3 protein-coding genes are annotated in these 3677 nt (G+C 72.7%); 2 read left to right on the top strand and 1 reads right to left on the bottom strand.

All coding sequences use genetic code 11. The features are described 5' to 3' along the window. The first annotated feature begins 265 nt into the window (after positions 1 to 265). Positions 266 to 1381, top strand: a complete 1116-nt coding sequence (locus tag ROTAS13_RS20995; RefSeq protein ID WP_075823303.1) for a 2-aminoethylphosphonate--pyruvate transaminase — start codon at positions 266 to 268, stop codon at positions 1379 to 1381. 10 nt (positions 1382 to 1391) lie between these two features. Here the strand turns inward: ROTAS13_RS20995 and ROTAS13_RS20990 are convergent, their stop codons facing one another. Beyond that, positions 1392 to 1568, bottom strand: a complete 177-nt coding sequence (locus ROTAS13_RS20990) for a DUF1289 domain-containing protein (protein WP_075823302.1) — start codon at positions 1566 to 1568, stop codon at positions 1392 to 1394. Between the two features lie 255 nt (positions 1569 to 1823). On the opposite strand from ROTAS13_RS20990, the gene ROTAS13_RS20985 reads away from it, so the two are divergent. Then, positions 1824 to 3488 carry a formate--tetrahydrofolate ligase gene (locus ROTAS13_RS20985; protein ID WP_075823301.1) on the top strand — a complete coding sequence of 555 codons (1665 nt, stop codon included), beginning with the start codon at positions 1824 to 1826 and terminating at the stop codon, positions 3486 to 3488. The last annotated feature ends 189 nt before the right edge of the window (positions 3489 to 3677 follow it).

Raw genomic sequence — 3677 nt, 5'->3', positions numbered from 1 at the left:
CTGCATCAGGCGGCCATGGCGCGGGGCGAGGAAGGCTATGCCGCCTGGTGGGCCGGGCAGGGCGCGCCGCTGGCCCGCGCGATGCCTGCCGACGCGCTGGTCGCGACCCTGGTTCGCGAGGCCGGGCTGGAAGGCTGATCCCGGACTCCGGGAGGGCCATGCGGGGAAAAACCCCGGACCGAGGCTTCCCTCGGCGCCGGGGCTGGCGCAGCCTGCCGCGCGTCCGTTCATCCAGATCCGGCCATCCAGATCCAGAGGTGCTCCCATGCTGCTGCTCACCCCCGGCCCCGTGCAGACCGATCCGCGGGTGCGCGCCGCCATGGCGGTGGACATCGCACCCTGGGACCTCGACTTCCGCGCCGAATATGCCGAGATCCGCGAGAAGATCGTGGAGGTCGCGGGCGGCACGCCGGGGCATCACGTGACGCTGCCCCTGCAGGGTTCCGGCCATTTCGTCGTGGAGGCTGCGATCCGCACCTTCGTGCCGGCGGGCGGCGCCTTCCTGGTGCCGATGAACGGGCAGTACGCGGAACGGATCTGGCGGCTGGCCAGCGAGGCGGGGCGCAGGCCCATCGCCATCCCCGTGCCCGACACCCGGCCGGTGACGGCGCAGGAGATCGCCGCCGGTTTCGCCGCGCATCCGCAGGCCAGCCACCTGATCGCCGTGGTCGGCGAGACCGGCAGCGGCATCGTCAACGACCCCGCCGTGATGGGCGAGGCGGTGCGCAAGGCCGGGCGGCGCATGATCCTGGACATGGTGAGTGCCTTCGGCGCCTGGCCCTTCCGCCTCGCCGAGCATGACGAGATCGATGCCGTCACCTTCACCTCCAACAAGTGCCTGGAAGGCATGCCGGGGCTGGGCTTCGCCGTCTGCCCCGCCGACCGCACGCGCGAGCGCGCCGGGCAGGCCGGGAGCTGGAGCCTCGACCTGGGGGACGTGATGCTGACCGCCGAGCGCGCCGGCTGGGGCTCCTTCCGCTTCACGCCCCCGGTGCAGGCGCTGCGCGCCTTCGGCGTGGCGTTGGAGCTCTACGAGGCGGAGGGCGGGCAGAGGGTCCGCCTCGCCCGCTACCGCGAGAACATGCGGGTGCTGATGGATGGCATGACGGCGCTGGGGCTGCGGCCCTATCTGGCACCGGAACACCAGGGGCCGATCATCGCCACCTTCCACCAGCCGCCCGGGCCGGAGGCGGGCGGGCGCTTCGTGCTGCAGGACTTCGTCGATGCGCTGAAGCAGCGCGGCGTGCTGATCTCCAACTTCCACACCACGGAGGCCCCGACGCTGCGCATCGGCTGCATCGGCGCCATCACCCCGGACGACATGCGCCACGCCGTGGCGGTGATGGGCGAGGTGCTGGAGGAGATGGGCGTCCTCGCCTGATCCGGAAGGCCTACCGCCGCCCGGCTTCCCGCAGGGCGCGCATCCGGTCCTTCAGGCGGCGCAGGATGCCCGGCCGGGTTTCCGGGCGACGCTTCCAGTCGCGGCAATCGGCCCGGGAACGGCCGCAGCCCTTGCACCACCCGGTTCCGGAATCGAAGCGGCACAGTCCGGTACAGGGGTTCTTCACGGGGCGGGCTCCTCCGGCGGACGATCGAATGCTGATCGGATTCGGGGCAGAAGATGGGGTGGGTGACGGAGGATTCATCGCCGTCCCGTCCGGGGCCTGCCATTCGCCGCCCGCGAGCCTCTCCGGCGTCTTGCCCCGCCCGGCGGCGCGTCGTAACCGCGGGACGCAGCCGCGGGAAGCCGCCGTGATGGGGCGCCGCGCCCGGGCCGGCCTGCCCGGAGATGCCGGAACCGCCGGAGGGAGAACGCGCCCCGCATGACCACCGACCTCGCCATCGCCAGGGCCGCGACGCTGCGCCCGATCGCGGAGATCGCCGCCCGCGCCGGCATTCCGGAGGAGGCCCTGGAACCCCATGGCCGCTTCAAGGCCAAGCTGGACCCGGCCCGCATCCCCGACTCCGGCCGGACCGGCGCGCTGGTGCTGGTGACGGGCATCAGCCCCACCGCCGCCGGGGAGGGCAAGACCACCACCACCATCGGGCTGGGCGACGCGCTGAACGCGCTGGGCACGAAGGCCATGATCTGCCTGCGCGAGCCCTCGCTCGGCCCCTGCTTCGGCGTGAAGGGCGGGGCGACCGGCGGCGGGCGGGCGCAGGTGGCGCCGATGGAGGAGATCAACCTCCACTTCACGGGTGACTTCCACGCCATCACCAGCGCCAACAACCTGCTCTCCGCGATGGTGGACAACCACATCCACTGGGGCAACGCGCTGGGCCTGGACCAGCGGCGCGTCACCTGGCGCCGGGCCATCGACATGAACGACCGCGCGCTGCGCGACGTGCTGGTCGGGCTGGGCGGCATGCCGAACGGGCTGCCGCGCGAGGACGGGTTCGACATCACCGTGGCGAGCGAGGTGATGGCGATCCTCTGCCTCGCCCGCGACCTGGAGGACCTGCAGGAGCGGCTTGGGCGGATCATCGTCGGCCAGCGCCGCGACGGGTCGAGCGTCACCGCCGCCGACCTCAAGGCGCACGGCGCCATGGCGGCGCTGCTGCGGGAGGCGATGTTCCCGAACCTGGTGCAGACGCTGGAGGGCAGCCCGGCCCTGGTGCATGGCGGTCCCTTCGCCAACATCGCCCATGGCTGCAATTCCGTGGCGGCGACGCGGCTGGGCCTGCGGCTGGCCGATGTGGTGGTGACGGAGGCCGGCTTCGGCGCCGATCTGGGCGGCGAGAAGTTCTGCGACATCAAGTGCCGCCTGGCGGGGCTTGCGCCATCCGCCTGCGTGGTGGTGGCCACGGTGCGGGCGCTGAAGCTGCATGGCGGCGTGGCGCGTGCGAACCTGGACCGGGAGGACGCGGCGGCGGTGCGGCGCGGCGTGGTGAACCTGCAGCGCCATGTGGAGAACATGCGCCTCTTCGGCCTGCCGGTGGTGGTGGCGCTGAACGAGTTCACCTCCGACACCGAGGCCGAGTTCGCCGTGGTGCGCGAGGCCATGGCGCCGCTGGGCGCGAAGGTCGTGCTCTGCACCCACTGGGCCGATGGCGCGGCGGGCGCAGCGGATCTGGCCCGCGCGGTGACGCGGCTGATCAAGGGCGGCACGGCGCACTTCGCGCCGATCTATCCCGATGCCATGCCGCTGGAGGACAAGGTCCGCAGCATCGCCCGCAAGATCTACCGCGCCAGCGAGGTCAACTTCCCGCCCGCCGTGCATGCGCGGCTGAAGCGCTTCGAGGAGGCGGGCTACGGGCATTTTCCCGTCTGCATCGCCAAGACGCAGTATTCCTTTTCCGCCGATCCCGCGCTGCTCGGCGCGCCCACCGGCCATGTCCTGCCGGTGCGGGAGGTGCGTCTTTCCGCCGGCGCGGGCTTCATCGTGGTGATCTGCGGCGAGGTGATGACCATGCCCGGCCTGCCGCGCTCCCCCGCCGCCGAGCGCATCCACCTGGATGCGGAAGGCCGGATCGAGGGGCTGTTCTGAAGCCGCCGCGCGACCCCCGGGGGGGCCCCCGAGCGGCGCTGGCCGAGGCGCAGTCCCTGCTGCGTGAGGGCATGGCGCGGCACGGGGCCGGAGAGTTCGACCGGGCGGCGCGCTTCTATGCCCGGGCGCTGCGCCTCGTGCCGGAGGAGCCGAACGCGCTGAACCTGTCCGGCGTGCTGGCGCGGCAGC

Origin of the sequence: Roseomonas sp. TAS13, assembly GCF_001950415.1 — a bacterium.
Classification (GTDB): Bacteria; Pseudomonadota; Alphaproteobacteria; order Acetobacterales; family Acetobacteraceae; genus Roseomonas; species Roseomonas mucosa.
This window is presented reverse-complemented; position numbering and strand designations above follow the sequence as displayed.

Excerpts from the sequence above, each read along its gene's own strand:
- ROTAS13_RS20985 (WP_075823301.1), top strand. The coding sequence starts at position 1,824 with ATGACCACCGACCTCGCCATCGCCAGGGCCGCGACGCTGCGCCCGATC.
- ROTAS13_RS20995 (WP_075823303.1), top strand. The coding sequence starts at position 266 with ATGCTGCTGCTCACCCCCGGCCCCGTGCAGACCGATCCGCGGGTGCGC.